This window comes from Cupriavidus necator (assembly GCF_016127575.1).
Taxonomy (GTDB): Bacteria; Pseudomonadota; Gammaproteobacteria; order Burkholderiales; family Burkholderiaceae; genus Cupriavidus; species Cupriavidus necator_D.
Genome location: NZ_CP066018.1, coordinates 3484248 through 3504828 on the forward strand (window position 1 = coordinate 3484248; position 20581 = coordinate 3504828).

Sequence of the window (20581 nt, forward strand, 5' to 3'; positions counted from 1 at the left end):
CGTAATTGAGCCGTGTAGACCATGCGCTTACGCTGCAGGCACGACGTAAGCCGTTCACAGGAGCCCAAATGTCACAAGCCCTTGCCACCTTGCCCCGCCAACACGATCGCCACGCTGCGGTCGACCCCCGCATGCGCATTATGGTAGACAACGTCCTGATCGGCTCCCCGGTGGCGCGCGCCCTCGGCGTGCGGCTGGCCAGCCTGGCTCCCGATCATGTCGAGCTGGAGATGCCATTCCTGCCGACCAACGTGACCCACGGCAGCATCGTCCATGGCGGTGTCATTGCCACGCTGATCGATATTGCCGGCGCCGCGGCGGCAGCTTCTGGCGGCAGTGCCGACGATGTGAAGGGCGGGGCGACCAGTTCGCTTTCTATCCAGTACCTGGCCCCGGCAAAGGGTACGGCGCTGCGCGCGGTGGCGATGGTGGTGCGGCGTGGGCGCCGGCAGGTGGTCACCGACGTGTCGGTCTATGCGGAAGCGCCGGACGAGGGCGTACTGGTGGCCAAGGCGTTGATGAGCAGTGCCATGTTCTGAATCCGGAGCGGACGCATCGGGCGCCCGTTTTTTCAAATTTATAAAACGCAATTAACCGCCGTATTTTCACCTTCACACCCAGGCGCGCCAGTACACTGGCGCGACCTGCTTCCACTGCAAAGGGGCAGCTTCGTGGAGGAAAGCGATGCGGCGTGGGCCTGAAACTGCGCAGCAGGGCGGGGCGTCCCCGGCACCTGCCGCATCCGAGACGCTCCCGGCAAGCCCCGTATCTTCGGGGTCGCGTATCGCTGTCTACGGTGCGATTGCCGCCAACGTGGCGATCGCTGCCACCAAGTTTGTCGTCGCCGCCGTGACCGGCAGCTCGGCCATGCTGTCCGAGGCCATCCATTCCACCGTCGACACCGGCAATGAGCTGTTGCTGCTGGTTGGCATGGCGCGCAGCCGCCGGCCGGCCGATGCCATGCACCCGTTCGGGTACGGCAAGGAGCTGTATTTCTGGAGCCTGATGGTCGCGGTGCTGCTTCTGACGCATCGCCACCGCTACCGTTGCCAACGGCGCCGCGGGCGCCATCGACCGGATCGAGCGCCGCATCCGGGCGCGGTTTCCTCAGGTCAGCCGGATCTTTATCGAAGCCCGGCTGATGACCAAGGGCACGCGTGCGGCGGCCTGAATGCCACCACCGCGCACCTGGTTGCGGCAGATTACGCAGCCGCGCGCAGCTTGATCTTCGGAAAGTCGACCGGCACCGCGAAGGCAACGTTCACGTAGTTGGTGAACAGGTTCAGCGCCACATGCGCCAGGATCTCGACGATCTGTTCGTCGTTGAAGCCGGCCTCGCGCAATTGCGCCACATCCGTATCGCTGACCTGGCCGCGCTGGTTGACCAGCTTGAGCGCGAACGACAGCGCTGCGGCGGTCCGTGCATCCTGCGCCCGGCCAGCCTGCGCCTCGGACATTTCCTGGGCGGTGGCACCGGCCTTCTGGCCCAGCGCGGTGTGGGCGGCGAGACAGTATTCACACTGGTTTCGATCGGCCACGGCCACGGCGATCTTCTCGCCCAGGGCCGCATCCAGCACACCGCCGCCGAGCGCACCGAACGCGCGCCACATGCTGCGCAACGCAGCGGGCGAATTGGCGACAGCACGGAACATGTTCGGGGCGACGCCAAAGGCACCGTGGATCTCGGCCAGCAGGGCCTGGCTGTCGCCCGTGGCAGTGGCGGGATTGACGAGGGGAACGCGGGACATGGTGGACTCCTTGGTACAGGTTGAAAGGACAAGGCAGTTGCGATCGCCTTGACTGCAGTATGGGTAACCATCGAGTACCATTGGGTGCGTAAAGTCCTACGTACATACCAATTCGTCCAGACCATGCCTGAACCCATCGACCGGCTTTCCGCGCTGCTGGAGCGGTTTCGCGCGCGTGCGCACCTGTTCCACCAGGGACCGCTGTGCGGGCTGACCCAGTTCGCCGCGCAGCCGGGCCGCGGCTTCCTGCATGTCCTGCGCCGCGGCGAACTGGAGCTGCGGCACCCGCCGGGCTCGGGCCTGCCGGGCAGCCTGCGCTTTGACGAGCCCACGCTGCTGTTCTACCCGCGCCCGGTCCACCACATGTTCCACAACCCGCCGCAGGAAGGCTCGGATTTCACCTGTGCGGCGCTGGACTTCGACGGTGGTGCGCGCAACCCGGTAGTGCGCGCGCTGCCGCCGCTGATCGCCTTGCCGCTGGCGCACGTGGCCGGCCTGGAGCAGTCGCTGGCGCTGCTGTTTGCCGAGGCCGGCCAGGTGCGCTGCGGCCACCGCCTGCTGGCCGACCGGCTGTTCGAGGTGGTGCTGATCCAGCTGCTGCGCTGGCTGATCGACCACCACCAGGAGGCCGGCATCCAGGCGGGCCTGATTGCCGGCCTGTCCGACCCGCGCCTGGCACGCGCGCTGGTGGCGCTGCACGAGGCGCCGGGCGAGCCGTGGGACCTGCCGCGCATGGCGGCGCGCGCGGGCATGTCGCGCAGCGCCTTTGCCGCGACCTTCCGGCTTGTCGTGGGGCAGCCGCCGGCCGACTACCTGACCGACTGGCGCCTGACACTGGCCCAGGCGCAGTTGCGCCTGGGCCGACCGGTGAAATCCGTGGCGCTGGAGCTGGGCTATGCCAATGCGTCCGCGCTGTCGCGCGCGTTTACGGCACGGCTGGGCCAATCGCCAAGGCAATGGCTGGAACGGGAAGAAGAGGGAAAGGAAGGGGAGACGGCCGGGAAATTGCTGCCGGCCGATGCAGCCGCCGGTTTGCTCCCCTCTCCCGCGCGCGGGAGAGGGGCTGGGGGAGAGGGCGGGAGCGTCTAGCGGCGATACCGCCTGCTCCACGAGCTCATCAGTACTTCCAGAAGACCTGCTGCAGCGCCTTGGCGTCGTTGGTCTGCGTCAGCGCCAGCGCCATCAGGATGCGTGCCTTCTGCGGCAGCTGGTCGTCGGTGACGATCCAGTCGTACTTGTCATCCGGCTGCTCTGCGTTGCGCACCACCACGCCGCTGCCGGTGCGCGAGGCGCGCACGATCTGCACGCCCTTGGCGCGCGCGGCCTTGAGCGACTCCACCATGTAGTCGCCGACGCTGCCGTTGCCGGTGGCCGCGTAGATGATGGCCTTGGCACCGCTCTTCACCGCGGCGTCGACCGCGGCTGGATTGGCGTTGCCGTAGGCGTAGAGCACTGCCACCTCAGGCAGCTTGTCGATCTTGTCGATGTCCCACTGCGTCTGCAGCGTGTGCGGACGCGCCGGCAGGCGGTAGAACAGCGTGCGGCCTTCGACCACGTAGCCCAGCGGGCCGAACGGCGAGCGGAAGGTCTCGGTCTTGAAGGTGTTGCTCTTGGTGACGTCGCGGCCGGTGTGGATCTCGTCGTTCAGCACGGCCAGCGTGCCCTTGCCCTTGGAGGCAGGGTTGGAGGCGACCAGCACGGCGTCGTACAGGTTGAGCGCGCCATCTGCGCCCAGCGCGGTGCCCGGGCGCATCGAACCCACCACCACCACCGGCTTGTCGCTCTTGAGCGTCAGGTTCAGGAAGTAAGCGGTTTCCTCGATGGTGTCGGTGCCGTGCGTAATGACGATGCCGTCCACGTCCGGCTGCTTGAGCAGTTCCGATACGCGCTTGGCCAGCTTCAGCAGGCGTTCGTTGTTGAAGCTCTCCGAACCGATCTGGAAGATCTGCTCACCCTTGACGTTGGCGACCTTGGAGATTTCGGGCACCGAGGCGATGATCTTGTCGACCGGCACCACGGCGGACTGGTAGGCCGCGGTGTTGGTCACCGATGCGCCGGCGCCGGCAATGGTGCCGCCGGTGCCGATGATGACGATATTGGCCTTGCGGGCTTCGGCCTGGGCGGTGGCGGGTGCGGCGGCGGATTGTGCGGCGGGGGCGAGCTGCGCGTGGGCAGTGCCGGTGATCAGGCTCGCCGACAGCAGGGCAGCGGCCAGCGTGGTGACGCGGGCGAAGTGTTTCATGTTTCTCCTCGGTATCTATACGAACGTGTGGCCCGTACTGGAATCGGCACGACATACCTTATGGGTGGAATGGTGCCGTCCGTGTTCAGTCGGTGGCTGCCGGCAGCGGGGCCTGTGATGCAGGGCCCGTTCAGGCAGCGGCAGTGACTATACGTGAGGAGAATTTGGCGCGGGAGGGGCGCTGCAAGGGTTATGCCGATTCGGCATGAAGTTGCCCGGGCGATAACTCAAATCGCATACATATCGAGGTACTCATTGACCGGCATGGCCTCCAGCCGCGCCTGGTCCAGCGACGCGGCAAGGATGGCCTGCTGCTGTTTCGGCGGGAAGCGGCGGGCGAGGTTGGTGCGGAATTTTTCCACCAGCAGCGGGATGCCCTCGGCGCGGCGGCGCTTGTGGCCGAGCGGATATTCGACCAGCACCTCGTCCAGCACGGTGCCGTCCGCCAGCGTCACGGTCAGCGCATTGGCGATCGAGCGCTTGGCGGGGTCGTGATAGTCGCGCGTCAGCGCGGGGTCTTCCACACAGGTGATCCTGCCGCGCAGCGCGTCAATGCGCGGGTCGGCCGCAATCCTGTCTTCGTAGTCGGCGGCGGTCAGGCGGCCGAACAGCAGCGGCACGGCCACCATGTACTGGATGCAGTGGTCGCGATCCGCCGGATTGCTGAGCGGGCCCTGCTTGTCGATGATGCGCAGGCAGGCCTCGTGGGTGCGGATGGTGATGGCGGCGATATCGGCCGCGCTGCGCCCCGCGAGCGCCAGCGCGCCGTGCAGCTGCATCGCTGCCTCCACCGCGGTCTGCGCGTGGAATTCAGCCGGGTACGAGATCTTGAACAGGATGTTCTCCATCACGTACGTCCCGTACGGCCGCTGGAAGCGGAACGGCTGCCCCTTGAACAGCACGTCGTAGAAGCCCCAGGTCTTTGCCGTCAGCACCGACGGGTAGCCCATCTCGCCGGTGCGGGCGATCAGCGCCAGCCGCACCGCGCGGCTGGTGGCGTCGCCGGCGGCCCAGCTCTTGCGGCTGCCGGCGTTGGGGGCGTGGCGGTAGGTGCGCAGGCTCTGGCCGTCGACCCAGGCCAGCGACACGGCATTGAGGATCTCGTCGCGCGTGAGGCCTAGCATCTGCGCGACCACGGCGGTGGAGGCCACCTTGACCAGCACCACGTGGTCCAGCCCGACCTGGTTGAACGAATTCTCCAGCGCGATGCAGCCCTGGATCTCATGTGCCTTGATCATCGCCGCCAGCACTGCCTTCATCGTCAGCGGCTTGCGCCCGGCGGCGATGTGGTTGCGCGAGATCCAGTCAGCGGTGGCCAGGATGCCGCCGAGGTTATCCGACGGATGACCCCATTCGGCAGCGAGCCAGGTGTCGTTGAAGTCCAGCCAGCGGATCATCGCGCCGATATTGAACGCGGCCTGGACCGGATCGAGCTGGAACTGGGTGCCCGGCACGCGCGCGCCGTTGGGCACGATCGTGCCCGGAACAACGGGACCCAGCAGCTTGGTACAGGCCGGGTAGGAGAGGGCTTCGAGCCCGCAACCAAGCGTGTCGATCAGGCAGTTGCGGGCGGTGTCATAGGCGAGGCCGCTCTTGATCTCGTACCGGGTGACATAGTCGACGATGTCGACCAGCACCTGGTCCGGATCGGGGCGTTGCGCGGACGGCGTGTCGGTGGACATGAACGGCCTCGCGGGCTCAGCTCAGCTCAGAACGCGTCGCCGGGCACGCGCACCCAGCCTTCCATCAGCACGCGCGCGCTGCGGCTCATGATGGCCTTCTTGACCGCCCATTCGCCGTCGACCTGCTGCGCCTCGGCGCCCACGCGCAACGTGCCGGACGGATGCCCGAAACGCACCGCGTTGCGCTCGCCGCCGCCGGCGGCCAGGTTGACCAGCGTGCCGGGGATGGCGGCGGCGGTGCCGATCGCCACCGCTGCCGTGCCCATCATGGCGTGGTGCAGCTTACCCATCGACAGCGCGCGCACCAGCAGGTCCACATCGGCCGCGGCCACCTTCTTGCCGCTGGAGGCGACGTAGTCGACCGGCCTGGCGACAAAGGCCACCTTGGGCGTGTGCTGGCGCTTGGCGGCCTCGTCCACGTTCTTGATCAGGCCCATGCGCAGCGCGCCGTAGGCACGGATGGTCTCGAACATCGCCAGCGCCCTGGTGTCGCTGTTGATGGCGTCCTGCAGCTCGGTGCCGGTGTAGCCGATGCTCTCGGCGTTGACGAAGATGGTCGGGATGCCGGCGTTGATCATGGTGGCCTTGAGCGTGCCCACGCCCGGCACTTCGAGGTCGTCGACCACGTTGCCGGTGGGGAACATCGCGCCGCCGGCGCCTTCTTCCTCGGCGGCCGGATCCATGAACTCAAGCTGCACTTCGGCGGCCGGGAAGGTCACGCCATCGAGCTCGAAATCGCCGGTTTCCTGCACTTCACCGTTGGTGACGGGCACATGGCCGATGATGGTCTTGCCGATATTGGCCTGCCAGATGCGCACCACGGCCACGCCGTTGTGCGGGATGCGGCTGGCATCGACCAGGCCGGCGCTGATGGCAAAGGGACCGACCGCTGCCGACAGGTTGCCGCAGTTGCCACTCCAGTCGACAAAGGGCTGGTCAATCGAGACCTGGCCGAACAGATAGTCGACATCGTGGTCGGGCCGCGTGCTCTTGGACAGGATGACGGTCTTGCTGGTGCTGGAGGTGGCGGCACCCATGCCGTCGATCTGCTTGCCATAGGGGTCGGGGCTGCCGATCACGCGCATCAGCAGCGCGTCGCGGGCCGGGCCGGGCACTTGTGCCGTTTCCGGCAAATCTTGCAGGCGGAAGAACACGCCCTTGCTGGTGCCGCCACGGATATAGGTGGCGGGAATCTTGATCTGGGGTACGTGAGTCATGGAAATCTTTGTCCTGGTTGGCCCGGGCGGCATGCGTGCCGCTCGGGCCCTTTGTCACAGCTTATGCAGTTGCCCGCGACGACTCAAGGAAGTCCTGCGCGAAGCGCTGCAGCACGCCGCCAGCTTCGTAGATCGACACTTCCTCGTCGCTGTCGAGGCGGCAGGTCACCGGCACTTCCACGCGCTCGCCGTTCTTGCGGTTCACCACCAGTGTCAGCGTGGCGCGCGGCTGGCGCTCGCCGATCACGTCATAGGTCTCGGTGCCGTCCAGGCCCAGCGTCAGGCGGTTCACGCCCGGCTTGAACTCCAGCGGCAGCACGCCCATGCCGATCAGGTTGGTGCGGTGGATGCGCTCGAAGCCCTCGGCGACGATGACTTCCACGCCGGCCAGGCGCACGCCCTTGGCGGCCCAGTCGCGCGACGAGCCCTGGCCATAGTCCGCGCCGGCGATGATGATCAGCGGCTGCTTGCGATCCATGTACGTCTCGATCGCTTCCCACATGCGCACGACCTTGCCTTCGGGCTCGATGCGCGCCAGCGAACCCTTCTTGACCTGGCCATCGACCACAGCCATTTCATTGATCAGGGTCGGGTTGGCAAAGGTGGCGCGCTGCGCGGTCAGGTGGTCGCCGCGGTGGGTGGCGTACGAGTTGAAGTCCTCTTCCGGCAAGCCCATCCTGGCCAGGTATTCCCCGGCGGCGCTGTTGAGCATGATGGCGTTGGACGGCGACAGGTGGTCGGTGGTGATGTTGTCGCCCAGCACCGCCAGCGGACGCAGCGCCTTGAGCGTGCGTTCGCCGGCCAGCGCGCCTTCCCAGTAGGGCGGGCGGCGGATGTAGGTGCTCTGCGGACGCCAGTCGTACAGGGGACTGACCGATTCGCCGCTGGCCGCGGTAATGGCGAACATCGGCTCGTAGACCTTGCGGAACTGTTCGGGCTTGACGCTCTTCGCCACGATCGCGTCGATCTCTTCGTCGCTCGGCCAGATGTCCTTCAGGTAGACCGGCTTGCCGTCCTGGTCCGTGCCCAGCACGTCCTTTTCGATATCGAAGCGGATGGTGCCGGCGATGGCATAGGCCACCACCAGCGGCGGCGAGGCCAGGAAGGCCTGCTTGGCGTACGGGTGGATGCGGCCATCGAAGTTGCGGTTGCCGGACAGCACTGCCGTCGCGTACAGGTCGCGGTCGATGATCTCTTGCTGGATCTTCGGGTCCAGCGCTCCGGACATGCCGTTGCAGGTGGTGCAGGCAAAGGCGACGATGCCGAAGCCAAGCTTCTCGAGGTCGGGCAGCAGATTCGCTTCTTCCAGGTACAGCTCGACTGCCTTGGATCCCGGGGCCAGCGACGACTTGACCCACGGCTTGCGCGCCAGGCCGCGCGCATTGGCGTTGCGCGCCAGCAGCGCGGCAGCGATCACGTTGCGCGGGTTGCTGGTGTTGGTGCAGCTGGTGATGGCGGCGATGATGACCGCGCCGTCCGGCATCAGGCCTTCGGCTTCCTGCGCGCGGGCCTTGTCCAGGTCGACGGCGATGCCGCGCTCGGCCAGCGCGGAGGTCGGCAGGCGCTTGTGCGGGTTGGACGGGCCGGCCATATTGCGCACCACGCTCGACAGGTCGAACTTCAGCACGCGCTCGTATTCGGCGTTCTTCAGCGAATCCGCCCACAGGCCGGCAGTCCTGGCGTACGTTTCGACCAGCTTGAGCTGCTCGTCGGTGCGGCCGGTCAGGCGCAGGTAGTCAATGGTCTGCTCGTCGATGAAGAACATCGCGGCAGTGGCGCCATATTCCGGGGCCATGTTGGAAATAGTCGCGCGGTCGCCGAGCGTCAGGCTGGAGGCGCCTTCGCCACGGAACTCCAGATAGGCGCCGACCACCTTTTCCTTGCGCAGGAATTCAGTCAGGGCCAGCACGATGTCGGTGGCGGTGATGCCGGGCTGGCGCTTTCCGGTCAGCTCCACGCCGACGATATCCGGCAGGCGCATCCACGAGGCGCGGCCGAGCATCACGTTCTCGGCTTCCAGGCCGCCCACGCCGATGGCGATCACGCCGAGCGCATCCACATGCGGGGTGTGGCTGTCGGTGCCGACGCAGGTATCGGGGTAGGCCACGCCGTTGTCGGCGTGGATCACCGGCGACATCTTCTCCAGGTTGATCTGGTGCATGATGCCGTTGCCCGGCGGGATCACGTCGACGTTCTTGAACGCCTGCTTGGTCCAGTCGATGAAGTGGAAGCGGTCTTCGTTGCGGCGGTCTTCGATGGCGCGGTTCTTGGCGAACGCATCGGGGTCGAAGCCGCCGCACTCCACCGCCAGCGAATGATCGACGATCAGCTGCACCGGCACTACCGGGTTGACCTTGGCGGGGTCGCCGCCCTGGTCGGCGATGGCGTCGCGCAGGCCGGCCAGGTCCACCAGCGCGGTCTGGCCCAGGATGTCATGGCACACCACGCGCGCCGGGAACCACGGGAAATCGAGGTCGCGCTTGCGCCCGACCAGCTGCAGGAGCGAATCCGTCAGCGTGGCGGGATCGCAGCGGCGCACCAGGTTTTCTGCCAGCACGCGCGACGTGTACGGCAGCTTGTCGTAGGCACCCGGCTGGATTGCCTCGACCGCGGCGCGCGCGTCAAAGTAATCCAGCTTGGTGCCCGGTAGCGGTTTGCGGTTTGCAGAATTCATGGTGTAGGGAAATCAATATAGGTATGAAAAAGGGGTAGTGGTCCCATGTCAGCGACCAACTACCCCCTTGCCCGCAGGCCCGGATCAAGGCAACCCGACGCGGAGCAAACCGGCAGCCGGTCTTACTTGCGATCCTTCAGCGGCACGAACTTCAGGTTCTCCGGACCGGTGTAGTTGGCGCTCGGGCGGATGATCTTGTTGTCGATGCGCTGCTCGATAATGTGCGCGGCCCAGCCCGAAGTACGCGCGATCACGAACAGCGGCGTGAACATCGCCGTCGGCACGCCCATCATGTGGTAGCTCACCGCGCTGAACCAGTCCAGGTTCGGGAACATCTTCTTGATGTCCCACATCACCGTTTCCAGGCGCTCGGCGATGTCAAACATCTTCATCGAGCCGGCATCCTTCGACAGCTTCTTCGCCACTTCCTTGATCACCTGGTTGCGCGGGTCGCCGGTGGTGTACACCGGGTGGCCGAAGCCGATCACGACTTCCTTGTTCTCGACGCGGCGCGTGATGTCGGCCTGGGCCTCGTCGGGGTTGTCGTAGCGCTTCTGGATCTCGAACGCGACTTCATTGGCGCCGCCGTGCTTGGGGCCGCGCAGTGCGCCGATGGCGCCGCTGATCGACGAATACATGTCCGAGCCCGTGCCGGCGATCACGCGGGCGGTGAAGGTCGAGGCGTTGAACTCGTGCTCGGCGTACAGGTTGAGCGAGGTGTTCATGGCGCGCTCCCACAGCGCCGACGGCTTCTCGCCGTGCAGCAGGTGCAGGAAGTGGCCGCCGATGGAGTCATCGTCGGTTTCGACTTCGATACGGCGGCCGTTGTGGCTGTAGTGGTACCAGTACAGCAGCATCGAGCCGAGGCTGGCCATCAGCCGGTCGGCAATGTCGCGCGCGCCCGGGGTGTTGTGGTCTTCCTTCTCCGGCAGCACGGTGCCCAGCACCGACACGCCGGTGCGCATCACGTCCATCGGGTGGGCGCTGGCGGGCACCCATTCCAACGCGGCCTTCACATTGGCGGGCAGGCCGCGCAGGCTCTTGAGCTTGGCCTTGTAGGCGGCCAGTTCGGATTTGGTCGGCAGCTTGCCGTGCACCAGCAGGTGGGCGATTTCCTCGAACTCGCAGGTCTCGGCGATGTCGAGGATGTCGTAGCCGCGGTAGTGCAGGTCGTTGCCAGTGCGGCCGACGGTGCACAGCGCGGTATTGCCGGCGGTCACGCCCGACAGGGCGACGGATTTCTTGGGCTTGGGAGTGACGAGCGGTTGCGCTTCGGACATCTGGGTCTCCTTTATGTGATGCCTGGTATTGCCTGTCTGTTGTCGTGCAAGCGGCCGGGACAAAGCCCGGCCGCGCGTGAGTCTTGCTTACTTGCCCTTGCCTTGTGCGAAGAGCGCGTCAAGCTTCTGCTCGAAGTCATGGTAGCCGATGCTCTCGTAGAGCTCGGCGCGGGTCTGCATGGTATCGACCACGTTCTTCTGCGTGCCGTCGCGGCGGATGGCCGCGTAGACGTTTTCCGCCGCCTTGTTCATGGCGCGGAAGGCCGACAGCGGGTACAGCACCATCGACACGCCGGCGCCGCCGAGTTCCTCGGTGGTGAACAGCGGCGTGGCGCCGAATTCGGTGATATTGGCCAGCACCGGCACCTTCACCGCATCGACAAACTTGCGGTACATGGCCAGGTCGGTCATGGCTTCCGGGAAGATGGCGTCGGCGCCGGCTTCCGCGCACGCGACGGCGCGCTCGATGGCCTTGTCCAGGCCTTCGACGGCGAGCGCGTCGGTGCGGGCCATGATGACGAAGTTCTCGTCGGTGCGGGCGTCGACGGCGGCCCGGATGCGGTCGACCATTTCACCCTGCGTGACGATTTCCTTGTTGGGACGGTGGCCGCAGCGCTTGGCGCCGACCTGGTCTTCGATGTGCATGGCCGCCGCGCCGAACTTGATCAGCGACTTGGTGGTGCGGGCCACGTTGAAGGCCGAGGCGCCGAAGCCGGTGTCGACGTCCACCAGCAGCGGCGTGTCGCACACGTCGGTGATGCGGCGGATATCGGTCAGCACGTCGTCCAGGTTCGAGATGCCCAGGTCCGGCAGGCCCAGCGAGCCGGCCGCAACGCCGCCGCCCGACAGGTAGATGGCCCGGTAGCCGGCGCGCTTGGCCAGCAGGGCATGGTTGGCATTGATGGTGCCGACTACCTGCAGCGGATGCTCGTCGGCAAGCGCCTGGCGGAAGCGGGCGCCAGCGGAGCGCGCGAGGTCGGAAGCGGAGTAGGTCATGGCGTATGCGTTGGTGAACAGGACGGGCCCAATACTGCAAGGGGTGTGCCAAGCCCTTGGACGGGATCTCGGAAAATCCGCCAGCCCTTGTCAGCGCTGGGCTGGCGGGCAGGGTGGCTGACCTCGCCGCCGATTTCATGTCATCTTTTCAGCACAATTGAATTTCAAAATCCCAAGTTTGGAATTCAAAGTTGAAATCCCGGGCTGCGTGACGGACAATGTGCCAGCACTGTACGCCTGTTCGTCCCGGGTTTCACCACGCATTCCTTCCGCATTGCACCATGGCTCCTCCCGTTTCCACGCAAGCCCGTCCGCGCATCTGGGCCATCGGCATCAGCCGCCTGGCGCGCGCCTTTGCCGACCTGATTCCGGCCTACGCCGACCGGGCCGAATTCCGCATCGTCGGCAAGGGTTTCGAGGCCGCCGCCAGCGCCGTGGCGCGCGAGGCGCGCGAGGGCCGGCTCGACGTGGTGGTGGCGGGCGGCTCCAACGGCGCCTACCTGCGCCAGCACGTGGACGTGCCGGTGGTGCTGGTCAAGGTCACGGGCTTTGACGTGATGAGCGCGCTGGCCACCGCGCGGCGCATCTCGCCGCGGGTGGCGCTGGTCACGCACGCGTCGACGTATGCCGAGGTGGATGAATTTGTGCGCGCGTTCTCGCTGTCGGTCCCGGCCTATACCTACCTGACCGAGGACGATGCCGTGGCGCGCGTGAAGGCGCTCAAGCAGGAGGGCATCCAGGTCGTGGTCGGCCCCGGCCTGGTGACCGACCTGGCCGACCGCTATGGCCTGACCGGCGTGTTCCTGTACTCCGGCAACTCGGTGCGCATGGCGCTCGAAGACGCGATCGAGGCTGCGCGCCTGCGCCGCATCGAGGCCACCCGGCGCGACTACGTCAACACCATCCTGGCGCACCTGAACGAGGGCGTGGCGGCAGTGGATGCCGAAGGGCGCATCCAGTCGTTCAACCCGGCGATGGAGCGTTTTCTCGGCACTTCCGTTGCTGCCGCGGTCGGGCGCAAGCTGCAGACGCTGGCGCCAAACCTGGCGCTCGAAGGCGTGATGCAGAGCGGCGACAAGGAGCTGGAAGCGATCCACAAGCTCGGCGACAAGATGGTGGTGGTCAACCGCATCCCCATCATCGGCGAGGCCGGGACCACCGGCGCGGTGCTGACCATCCAGGACGCCAGCGCGATCCAGCGCGTGGACCGCAACCTGCGCTCGCGCGCGCGCACGCGGCCAGCCGGGGTGCGCTACAGCCTGGACGACCTGGCCGGCACCTCCGCGGCCATGACCGAGCTGCGCGAGCTGGCGCGGCGCTATGCGGCGGTGGATTCCACCGTGCTGATCGGCGGCGAGAGCGGCACCGGCAAGGAGGTGCTGGCGCAGGGCATGCACGACGCCAGCCCGCGCCGCGCCTTCCCGTTCGTGGCGGTCAATTGCGCGGCCTTCCCCGAGGCGCTGCTGGAGAGCGAGCTGTTCGGCTATGAAGAGGGCGCCTTCACCGGCGCGCGCCGCGGCGGCAAGGCCGGCCTGTTCGAGTCGGCCCACAACGGCACGCTGTTCCTCGACGAGGTGGGCGACATGCCGTCCGCGCTGCAGACGCGCCTGCTGCGCGTGCTGCAGGAAAAGCAGGTGCTGCCGATCGGCGGGCTCGACGCGGTGCCGGTCAACGTGCGCGTGATCGGCGCCACCCACCGCGACCTGGCCGCGATGGTGCGCGATGGTTCCTTCCGGCAGGACCTGTACTACCGCCTCAATATCCTGCGCATCGAGATGCCGCCGCTGCGCGACCGCTCCGAAGACCTGCAGGAGCTGGCCGAGCTGCTGTACCGGCGCGCCCAGGAGCGCCTGGGCATGGACCGGCCGCAGCGCCTGCCCGCCGCGGCCCGCGCGCGGCTGGCGCGCTACCGCTGGCCGGGCAATATCCGCGAGCTGGAAAACGTGACCGAACGGATCGCCGTGCTGGTGGCCGGGCGCCGGCTGGACAGCGAGGCGCTGCAGCGCGAGCTGCAGGCGGCCGTGCCGGAGCTGTTCGGCGATGGCATGCTGGCGCCGGCCGAGGCCGAGGCCGAGGCCGACGCTGAGCCCGCCGCGCCGGCAACACGCCCGCGCCGTTCACTGGCCGGCGTGAAGCAGTCCAGCGAAGTCGAGCATATCCGGCGCGTGCTGGCCGAGTGCGGCGGCGACCGCGCCGCGGCCTGCCATATCCTTGGCATCAGCCCGACCACACTGTGGCGGCGGCTCAAGGCAGCGTGAACCGCGCTGGCATTTACCCGGCTGGGCCGGCGCGCCGGAACGGAATCGGCTGCAACCCCTTGCCCTCCAGCCAGGTTTCATTGAACAGCCGTGCCATGTACAGGTCGCCGCGGTCGCAGAGCAGCGTGACGATGGTATGGCCCGGCCCCATCTCGCGCGCCAGCGCCACCGCGGCGCCGACGTTGATTCCCGACGACCCGCCCAGGAACAAGCCCTCCTCGCGCAGCAGGCGGTAGACCATGTCCACGCAGGTCTGGTCGTCGATCCGCACCGCATCGTCGATGGGCGTGTCCTGCAGGTTGGCGGTGACGCGGCTGGTGCCGATGCCCTCGGTGATCGAACTGCCCTCGGCCTTGAGCTCGCGGTGTTTGACGAAGTTATAGAGAGCGCTGCCGTGCGGGTCGGCCAGCACGATGCGCACGCCGGGCTTGTGCTCTTTCAGGCAGCGCGCGATGCCGGCCAGCGAGCCGCCGGTGCCGGTCGAGCAGGTGAAGGCATCGATATGCCCGCCGGTGGCGTGCCAGATCTCGGGGCCGGTGGTCTCGTAGTGGGCCTGGCGGTTGGCTAGGTTGTCGAACTGGTTGGCCCAGATCGCGTTGTCGGTCTCGTCGGCCAGCCGGCCGGCAATCTTCTGGTAGTTGTCCGGATCGGCGTAAGGCTTGGCGGGCACCGCGCGGACCTCGGCGCCGAGCATGCGCAGCCGCTCCATTTTCTCGGGCGACTGCGTATCGGGTATCACGACGATGCAGCGGTAGCCGCGCGCCGCGCACAGGTGGGCCAGGCCGATGCCGGTATTGCCCGCGGTGCCTTCGATGACCGTGCCGCCGGGCGTCAGCAGCCCGCGCCGTTCGGCATCGCGGATGATGTAGAGTGCCGCGCGGTCCTTGACCGAGCCGCCAGGATTGAGGAATTCCGCCTTGCCGTAGATATCGCAGCCGGTCTCGGCGCTCAGGCCGGCCAGCCGGATCAGCGGGGTGTGGCCGATGGTGCCGGCAAATCCATCCCTGACTTCCATGGTGCACTCCTGCCGTGCCCGCTGCGGGCGTCACATTGAGTGATAGATCGGTGCGGCGGGAATGACAAGCAGGGGGATGGCCGAAAGTGATCGGGATTGCCCGTGGCCGGGCGGATCAGGCGGCGTTGAGCCAGCGGAAACTGAAATCGCCTTCGACGAAATCCGCGCGCGATGCGTGGAAATCGCGCATATAGGGCCGGTTCAGGTGCGATTCGAGCGCGCGCTTGGAGTCCCAGACCATGTAGATCACGAATACCCGCGCATCTTCGGCGTCTTGCCCGACGTGGTAGTCCAGGCAGCCGGGCTCGGTCAGCCCGCGCGAGCGCAGCGTGGTGAGCTGGGATACCAGCGCCTCGCGGCGGTGGGTCTTGGCACGGGCGATGCCGACTAGCGTGTACGTTCCGGACATGGGTGAACGGGGGCGACTGGCTGGCGTCTGTGAGCACTGGGCAGGCCATTGTAGCGCCGGCGGTACCGCCCCCGGCAATGCCCGAGGACGCCGTCCGGGCATTCGGGCAGCGCTTGACAAGGGCGGGCAGCACGGTTCTCCCCGCAACGGGGACTAAAGTTCTGCCGACGGCTGCCGATATTCGGATCGAAAACAAGAAAACCATCATCCGAGGGGGTAGCGCATGTTGAGACGCATACGGTCGGAACAACTGCAGGTCGGGATGTTTGTCGCCAGGCTTGGCGGCCCGTGGATCAGCCATCCGTTCTGGCGCGCCAGGTTCCTGGTCGCCAATGAGGAGCAGGTTCGGCAGATACAGTCGGCAGGGGTGCAGGAGGTCTGGATCGACATCCTGAAGGGCCGCAACGTAGCAGCGCCGGACACGCCGGAAATGCCCGGACCGGTCCCGCAGTCCGCGCCCGACCCCATGGACCCGGCCACCGCACCGCCACCCGCCGCCACCCTTGATGCCGAGATTGTCCGCGCGCGCGAGCTGCTGCAATCCGGCAAGGCCGTGATCGGCTCGATGTTCGCCGACATCCGCATGGGCCGGGCGCTGGAGGTCAACGGCGCGCTGCTGCTGGTCGATTCCGCCTCACGCTCGCTGTCGCGCCATGGGCAGGCGTTGCTGGCGCTGGCGCGGCTCAAGGCGCGTGGCGACGAAAACTACCTGCACGCCTTCGCCGTCTGCGCGCTGATGATCGCCGTCGGCCGCACGCTGGGCCTGCCCGACGACGAGGTGCGCGAGCTCGGCCTGGCCGGCCTGGTCCACGACATCGGCAAGCTGACGCTGCCCGATACTCCGGTGCACAAGGCCAGCGAACGCACGCCCGAGGAAGAGGAGATCTACCGCCGGCACCCTTCGGCTGGCTACCGCATCCTGAACGAGGCCCGGCTCTATTCGAACATCCCGCTCGATGTCTGCGTCCACCATCACGAACGCGTGGACGGGCGCGGCTTCCCCTACGGCCTGGCGGGGAGCGAACTGAGCGTGCACGCCAAGATCGGCGCAATCTGCGATGCCTATGACTCGCTCACTTCCAGCCGCCCGGGCCACCAGCCGTGGTCGCCGGCCCGCGCCATGGAATACATGGCCGTGCGTGTCGACACGCTGTTCGACCGGCGCGTGTTCAAGGCCTTCACCCGCACCGTCGGCATCTACCCGCTCGGCACCGTGCTGCGGCTGCGTTCGAACCGGCTGGCGGTGGTCTGCGCGCAGAACGAGGCCGATCCGCTGCGGCCGAAGGTGATGGCGTTCTATTCCGTGTCGCAGTCAAGGCCGACTCCCACCGAACTGATCGACCTGCGCCACAGCGACGAAACGGTGGTGGCGTTCGAGAATGCCGCTGACTGGGGGTATGCGGATGAGCAGCTGATGGAGATGTATGCGGCGGCGGCATGAACCGGGGGGCAAGTCTTCAGCCCGCCACCCATTCCCCTTGCCTGAGCCGCTCATACAGGAAATCGCCCAGCACCCGCACGCGCGCGCTGTGCCTGAGATCCGGATGCGTCAGCACCCATAAATCGGTATCCATGGCTACATCGACTGGCGCCAGCCGCACCAGCTCTGGGTCGGCCCCGGCCAGCAGGCACAGCAGCATGCCGGCGCCCATGCCGTGCCGCACGGCATCCGCCATCGCCACCAGGCTGTCGGCGCTGACGGCGCGGCGGGGTTCGGGCACGTGGTCGCGTATCCAGCGCGCCTGGGCAAGGTGTGACAGCGCTTCGTCCGGCACGACCCAGTCATAGGCCGACCAGTCCGCCAGCCGCGGATGGTCGGCTTCCGTTGGCAGGCCGAGCTGCTGCAGGTAGCGCCGCGCCGCGTATGGTGCCGTCTGCAGCCGCCCGATACGGCGGCCCACCAGGTACTCCGGCGGCGCATTCGCCGGCCGGATCGCCACATCGGCCTCGCGCCGGCTCAGGCTCAGGAAGCTGTTGTTGACGACGATCTGCAGCTGGATGCGCGGGTGCATCGACCTGAATTCCGCAAACAGGGGCATCAGCAGTCCACCCAGCAGCGTGTCGGTCGTGGTCACGCGCAACGGGCCGCTCAGCTGGCTGTCGAGGCCGGACAGCTGGCGCTGGGCCGCATCGATCTGCTCGCCGACGCCGGCCAGGCGGTGCGCCAGGGCCTCGCCGGCGGCGGTCATGGCGTAGCCGGTGGCATGGCGTTCGAAGAGCAGGGTGCCCAGGGTCTCTTCCAGCCGCGCCAGCCGGCGCAGCACCGTGGAATGGTTGACATGCAGGGCGCGCGCGGCGCCGGCGAGCGAGCCGGACTGGCCCACGGCAAGGAAATACTTCAGGTCGTCCCAGTCTGCTTCCTGCATGTTTGCATAGCCCCTTTGCGGAATTCGCCAGTTCTCGTGCTGATCTGCACAGCCTACAGTGGCGTGGCGTGCCCGGCAATGGGTGTCGGGCCGCAGACCTGGACGAAAGACATGGCAATGGCGTGGATGCTGCTGGTGCTGGCGGGCCTGATCGAGATCGTGATGGCGCTGGCGCTCAAACATACCGACGGCTGGACGCGGCCCGGGCCGACGGCACTGGGCATCGGGGCGGCGCTGGCCAGCATCTTCCTGCTCAGCGCGGCGCTGCGGCACCTGCCGGTCGGGACTGCGTACGCAATCTGGACCGGGATCGGGGCGATCGGGGTGACGGTGGTTGGCATCCTGTTCCTGGGCGAAAGCGCGGCGCCGATGCGGCTGGTGTTGATCGGGCTGATCTTCGTCGGGATTGGCGGCTTGAAGCTGCTGCCGGCCTGAGCCCCGGCCCTGGCCGTGCCGCGCTCAGGCGTGTTGTGCCCCAAGGCTGGCGCCCGGCCTGAGCACCTCGCGGGCGATGATCAGCTGCTGCACTTCGGTGGCGCCTTCGCAGATGCGCAAGGCGCGGATCTCACGATAGAGGCTTTCCAGCCTGGAAGCCCCAGCTGATGGGGCGCGTCAACGAAGAGCAGCGGGCCCGCCTAACGACATGATCCAGTTGCGCGACCGCTAAGAAAAGCTGTTCGTGCGGCAGATCACCCAGCCTGGAGCCAATCGTCTGCCTTGCACTTAAGCCGCCCCATTCTTAGGTGCAGGCCAGGGTGTCCTCAAGGAAATCGAGGCGATCCTGGCCCCAGAACACTTCTCCACGGTAGACGTATGCAGGCGAGCCGAAGACACCGGCTGAGATAGCGTTGTCGGTGTATTGTCTGTACTCCGCTTTGATTACTGGAGATGCGGCTTGGCAGAGAAGCGCCTCGCCATCCAAGTCCAGCGAGCGGGCGATGGTTTGCAGCGTCTCTGGTGAGGAGATGTCCTGGTCCTCCAACCATTCGGCATGAAGAATCGCTTGGGCCAAGGTGCCTTCGCAAAGTCCCGCGTGCTTCGCAGAAATGACCATGCACGAAGCGAGATCACCGTTTGGGCACATGTATCTAGGCTGCGGATTGACCGGAATCCCTAGCCGCTTGCACCAACGGGCGAGTTCGGTGATCCGGTAAGCCTGCCTTTCCTGAGAGCGCTGCCCAAGCAAAATGCCCCCCGTCTGCGAGTAAACGTACGGCAGGTCCACAGGCATATAGTTGATCGCGGCGCCTTGGCGTTTGGCAAGTTCCACAAGACGGCCGTGTCCGAGATAGGCCCAGTCCGAATTGATCCAAAAGTAATAGTCAATTGCCTTGGTCATTGCTCAGTTGCCTTCATGCGAGATACACAGAAGATCGACAAGCACCCCAGGGCAGTGAGGTAGCCGGCGAGATACAGCGGACTACCTTGGCCGAGCTTAAGCAGCCAGGTCGCCACCAGCGGGGCCAGTCCGCCACCGATAGCACCCGAGACTTGCACGGCAAGGGAAATACCACTGTAGCGAACTTCCGGGGGAAATTGCACAGAAAATAGGCTACCTTCGGGGCCGTACAGCATGGCGTAGATAAGGCCGATGGCGATCACCATGGCGAGATATACCGCGCCGACGCTTCCCGAGCCAAGAAGCTTAAAAAACGCGAACCCGAAGAGGCAAATTCCGACCGATCCGACCACAAAGATCTTCCTATGCCCGATCTTATCCCCGAGCAAGCCAGTGAGAGGCATTGTGAACAGTGCGACGGCAGCACCCGCGATCACGGCATTCAGCATCATCGTCTTGGGTAAGCCAAGTGTTACCGTACCGTAGGTCAGGGCAAAGGTAGCGACCGTGTAGAACCACGTGACTTCCGCCATCCGCGCGCCTGATACCTTGAGCAACGACAACCAGTGGTGTTTGACGACATGGACCACCGGCACCTCGACCTCATGGCCTCTTTGCTTGACCTTTTCAAAGTCAGGGGACTCGGCGACGCGGATGCGGATGAACCATCCGACAGCCAGAAGCAACACACTGGCCAGGAACGGAAGGCGCCAGCCCCAACTCAACATATCCGCCTCAGGCAGTCTCGCAACGCTTGCCATTGCCAACGATGAGAGGATAAGGCCAGGAGCGACGCCGGTTTGAGGAAGGCTACCGAAGAAGCCTTTCTTACCTTCGGGGGCATGTTCCACGGCCATGAGAACGGCGCCGCCCCATTCGCCACCGACGGCGAGCCCCTGGAGAAGGCGCATCAATACGAGGATCACGGCGGCCCAGTAACCAATTTGCTCATAGGTCGGAATGAGGCCGATGATGATGGTCGGGATACCCATCATCATCAACGTGATCAGCAGCATGGATTTTCGCCCAACCTTGTCACCAAAGTGGCCGAAGACAATGCCTCCAAGGGGCCGGGCGAAGAAGCCGACGGAGTAGGTCGCGAACGCGGCGAGGGTCCCACTGATCGGATCGAAGCTGGGAAAGAAGATCTTGTTGAAAATTAACGCGGCGGCAGTTCCGTAAATGAAGAAGTCGTACCACTCGATAGTCGTGCCGAGCATGCTGGCAATGCCTGCGACGGTGTGCTGCTTGGCCGTCCCGGCATTTGCGCTGGCGATGCCTGCTTGTGAATTGGCGGGATACATAGAATGCCTCTGTGACTTGCTTGATGGGGGCGATGTGCTCGAGCGTGGTCA

Annotated in this window: 17 protein-coding genes and 2 pseudogenes; 6 read left to right on the top strand and 13 right to left on the bottom strand. The window is 66.2% G+C overall.

Going from position 1 to position 20581, the window contains the following annotated elements; all coding sequences use genetic code 11:
* The first annotated feature begins 68 nt into the window (after positions 1-68).
* Entirely contained in the window at positions 69-539 is a 471-nt protein-coding gene (locus I6H87_RS16335; RefSeq protein ID WP_010809529.1) for a PaaI family thioesterase, read from the top strand.
* Positions 540-684: 145 nt separating this feature from the next.
* Positions 685-1023, top strand: a pseudogene (locus I6H87_RS16340) (cation diffusion facilitator family transporter); the annotation flags it as partial.
* Positions 1024-1202: 179 nt separating this feature from the next.
* On the opposite strand, the gene I6H87_RS16345 reads toward I6H87_RS16340, so the two are convergent.
* A complete protein-coding gene (locus I6H87_RS16345; RefSeq protein WP_011615392.1) occupies positions 1203-1748 on the bottom strand; it encodes a carboxymuconolactone decarboxylase family protein in 546 nt (181 codons plus the stop codon).
* Positions 1749-1871: 123 nt separating this feature from the next.
* Here I6H87_RS16345 and I6H87_RS16350 point away from each other — a divergent pair, with 123 nt between their 5' ends.
* Positions 1872-2837: an AraC family transcriptional regulator gene (locus I6H87_RS16350; protein ID WP_051398481.1), complete on the top strand. Its 966-nt coding sequence runs from the start codon at positions 1872-1874 to the stop codon at positions 2835-2837.
* A gap of 28 nt (positions 2838-2865) precedes the next feature.
* Here I6H87_RS16350 and I6H87_RS16355 read toward each other — a convergent pair whose 3' ends face one another.
* From I6H87_RS16355 to prpB, 6 genes are all read right to left on the bottom strand, one after another.
* Positions 2866-3990, bottom strand: a complete 1125-nt coding sequence (locus I6H87_RS16355; RefSeq protein ID WP_011615390.1) for an asparaginase — start codon at positions 3988-3990, stop codon at positions 2866-2868.
* Between the two features lie 227 nt (positions 3991-4217).
* On the bottom strand, positions 4218-5672 hold the full coding sequence (locus I6H87_RS16360) for a bifunctional 2-methylcitrate dehydratase/aconitate hydratase (RefSeq protein WP_011615389.1): 1455 nt from the start codon (positions 5670-5672) through the stop codon (positions 4218-4220).
* 26 nt (positions 5673-5698) lie between these two features.
* Entirely contained in the window at positions 5699-6889 is a 1191-nt protein-coding gene (gene prpF, locus I6H87_RS16365) for a 2-methylaconitate cis-trans isomerase PrpF (protein WP_010809523.1), read from the bottom strand.
* Between the two features lie 61 nt (positions 6890-6950).
* Positions 6951-9563, bottom strand: a complete 2613-nt coding sequence (acnD, locus tag I6H87_RS16370; protein WP_011615388.1) for a Fe/S-dependent 2-methylisocitrate dehydratase AcnD — start codon at positions 9561-9563, stop codon at positions 6951-6953.
* A gap of 122 nt (positions 9564-9685) precedes the next feature.
* A complete protein-coding gene (gene prpC, locus I6H87_RS16375) occupies positions 9686-10843 on the bottom strand; it encodes a bifunctional 2-methylcitrate synthase/citrate synthase (RefSeq protein ID WP_011615387.1) in 1158 nt (385 codons plus the stop codon).
* Positions 10844-10930: 87 nt separating this feature from the next.
* Complete coding sequence (prpB, locus tag I6H87_RS16380; protein ID WP_010812107.1) at positions 10931-11839, bottom strand: methylisocitrate lyase; 909 nt, start codon at positions 11837-11839, stop codon at positions 10931-10933.
* Between the two features lie 281 nt (positions 11840-12120).
* On the opposite strand from prpB, the gene prpR reads away from it, so the two are divergent.
* The gene (gene prpR, locus I6H87_RS16385) at positions 12121-14097 is read left to right on the top strand and encodes a propionate catabolism operon regulatory protein PrpR (protein ID WP_010812106.1); all 1977 of its coding nucleotides are present in this window, start codon (positions 12121-12123) and stop codon (positions 14095-14097) included.
* 13 nt (positions 14098-14110) lie between these two features.
* Here prpR and I6H87_RS16390 read toward each other — a convergent pair whose 3' ends face one another.
* Together I6H87_RS16390 and I6H87_RS16395 are read right to left on the bottom strand one after the other, a co-directional pair.
* Complete coding sequence (locus I6H87_RS16390) at positions 14111-15112, bottom strand: cysteine synthase A (RefSeq protein ID WP_010812105.1); 1002 nt, start codon at positions 15110-15112, stop codon at positions 14111-14113.
* Between the two features lie 115 nt (positions 15113-15227).
* Positions 15228-15521: a putative quinol monooxygenase gene (locus I6H87_RS16395; RefSeq protein WP_010812104.1), complete on the bottom strand. Its 294-nt coding sequence runs from the start codon at positions 15519-15521 to the stop codon at positions 15228-15230.
* A gap of 223 nt (positions 15522-15744) precedes the next feature.
* Here I6H87_RS16395 and I6H87_RS16400 point away from each other — a divergent pair, with 223 nt between their 5' ends.
* Positions 15745-16962 carry an HD-GYP domain-containing protein gene (locus I6H87_RS16400; protein WP_037024475.1) on the top strand — a complete coding sequence of 406 codons (1218 nt, stop codon included), beginning with the start codon at positions 15745-15747 and terminating at the stop codon, positions 16960-16962.
* A gap of 16 nt (positions 16963-16978) precedes the next feature.
* On the opposite strand, the gene I6H87_RS16405 is transcribed toward I6H87_RS16400, so the two are convergent.
* The gene (locus I6H87_RS16405; protein WP_010812102.1) at positions 16979-17887 is read right to left on the bottom strand and encodes a LysR family transcriptional regulator; all 909 of its coding nucleotides are present in this window, start codon (positions 17885-17887) and stop codon (positions 16979-16981) included.
* Positions 17888-18004: 117 nt separating this feature from the next.
* On the opposite strand from I6H87_RS16405, the gene I6H87_RS16410 reads away from it, so the two are divergent.
* On the top strand, positions 18005-18322 hold the full coding sequence (locus tag I6H87_RS16410; RefSeq protein ID WP_010812101.1) for a DMT family transporter: 318 nt from the start codon (positions 18005-18007) through the stop codon (positions 18320-18322).
* Between the two features lie 24 nt (positions 18323-18346).
* Here I6H87_RS16410 and I6H87_RS16415 read toward each other — a convergent pair.
* From I6H87_RS16415 to I6H87_RS16425, 3 genes and pseudogenes are all read right to left on the bottom strand, one after another.
* Positions 18347-18472 (bottom strand): annotated as a pseudogene (locus I6H87_RS16415) (acyl-CoA dehydrogenase family protein); the annotation flags it as partial.
* A 154-nt stretch (positions 18473-18626) separates the two neighbouring features.
* A complete protein-coding gene (locus I6H87_RS16420) occupies positions 18627-19226 on the bottom strand; it encodes a 2-hydroxychromene-2-carboxylate isomerase (RefSeq protein WP_011615384.1) in 600 nt (199 codons plus the stop codon).
* Positions 19223-20530: an MFS transporter gene (locus I6H87_RS16425; RefSeq protein ID WP_011615383.1), complete on the bottom strand. Its 1308-nt coding sequence runs from the start codon at positions 20528-20530 to the stop codon at positions 19223-19225. The genes I6H87_RS16420 and I6H87_RS16425 overlap by 4 nt, the downstream gene beginning before the upstream one ends.
* Positions 20531-20581 lie beyond the last annotated feature (51 nt).

Coding starts and splice junctions, on each gene's coding strand:
- I6H87_RS16335 (WP_010809529.1), top strand. CDS start 69: ATGTCACAAGCCCTTGCCACCTTGCCCCGCCAACACGATCGCCACGCT.
- I6H87_RS16345 (WP_011615392.1), bottom strand. CDS start 1,748: ATGTCCCGCGTTCCCCTCGTCAATCCCGCCACTGCCACGGGCGACAGC.
- I6H87_RS16350 (WP_051398481.1), top strand. CDS start 1,872: ATGCCTGAACCCATCGACCGGCTTTCCGCGCTGCTGGAGCGGTTTCGC.
- I6H87_RS16355 (WP_011615390.1), bottom strand. CDS start 3,990: ATGAAACACTTCGCCCGCGTCACCACGCTGGCCGCTGCCCTGCTGTCG.
- I6H87_RS16360 (WP_011615389.1), bottom strand. CDS start 5,672: ATGTCCACCGACACGCCGTCCGCGCAACGCCCCGATCCGGACCAGGTG.
- prpF (WP_010809523.1), bottom strand. CDS start 6,889: ATGACTCACGTACCCCAGATCAAGATTCCCGCCACCTATATCCGTGGC.
- acnD (WP_011615388.1), bottom strand. CDS start 9,563: ATGAATTCTGCAAACCGCAAACCGCTACCGGGCACCAAGCTGGATTAC.
- prpC (WP_011615387.1), bottom strand. CDS start 10,843: ATGTCCGAAGCGCAACCGCTCGTCACTCCCAAGCCCAAGAAATCCGTC.
- prpB (WP_010812107.1), bottom strand. CDS start 11,839: ATGACCTACTCCGCTTCCGACCTCGCGCGCTCCGCTGGCGCCCGCTTC.
- prpR (WP_010812106.1), top strand. CDS start 12,121: ATGGCTCCTCCCGTTTCCACGCAAGCCCGTCCGCGCATCTGGGCCATC.
- I6H87_RS16390 (WP_010812105.1), bottom strand. CDS start 15,112: ATGGAAGTCAGGGATGGATTTGCCGGCACCATCGGCCACACCCCGCTG.
- I6H87_RS16395 (WP_010812104.1), bottom strand. CDS start 15,521: ATGTCCGGAACGTACACGCTAGTCGGCATCGCCCGTGCCAAGACCCAC.
- I6H87_RS16400 (WP_037024475.1), top strand. CDS start 15,745: ATGTTGAGACGCATACGGTCGGAACAACTGCAGGTCGGGATGTTTGTC.
- I6H87_RS16405 (WP_010812102.1), bottom strand. CDS start 17,887: ATGCAGGAAGCAGACTGGGACGACCTGAAGTATTTCCTTGCCGTGGGC.
- I6H87_RS16410 (WP_010812101.1), top strand. CDS start 18,005: ATGGCGTGGATGCTGCTGGTGCTGGCGGGCCTGATCGAGATCGTGATG.
- I6H87_RS16420 (WP_011615384.1), bottom strand. CDS start 19,226: ATGACCAAGGCAATTGACTATTACTTTTGGATCAATTCGGACTGGGCC.
- I6H87_RS16425 (WP_011615383.1), bottom strand. CDS start 20,530: ATGTATCCCGCCAATTCACAAGCAGGCATCGCCAGCGCAAATGCCGGG.